This window comes from Allokutzneria sp. NRRL B-24872 (assembly GCF_002155965.1).
GTDB lineage: Bacteria > Actinomycetota > Actinomycetes > Mycobacteriales > Pseudonocardiaceae > Allokutzneria.
On record NZ_MUMH01000327.1, the window covers coordinates 500 to 882 of the forward strand.

The window sequence follows — 383 nt, forward strand, 5'->3', positions numbered from 1 at the left end:
CGGCGGCGTCGCGCTCACCCCGGAGAGCGCCACCGTGACCTCCGTGACCGCCAACGGGGACACGGCTACGGCGACGTTGGAACTGAGGGTCAGCGGCTCCTCCCGGCCGGTGACCGAGACCTACGACCTCGTCACGGAGGACGGGGGCTGGCGGATGTGCGGGGTGACCAGGGGGCTCGGCCTGCTCGGCACCCTGGGTGGCCTGGGCGGTGGCGGTTGACAGTGGCCGTCGACGGTGGCCGGTGATCGTGGCCGCTGATGTCCGACAGTGATCGACGAGTGAAACAGGAACGGTGATGACCTACCCACCCCAGCAGCCCTACGGTGGCCAGCCCGACCCCTACAACCAGGGTGGCCCCGGGCAGCAGCCCTACGGCCAGCAG

Annotated in this window: 1 protein-coding gene; it reads left to right on the forward strand. The window is 71.0% G+C overall.

Going from position 1 to position 383, the window contains the following annotated elements:
* Nucleotides 1–220: hypothetical protein (locus CCN37_RS40580; protein WP_371505721.1), on the forward strand; the 220-nt coding region annotated here is incomplete at its 5' end.
* Nucleotides 221–383: the final 163 nt, after the last annotated feature.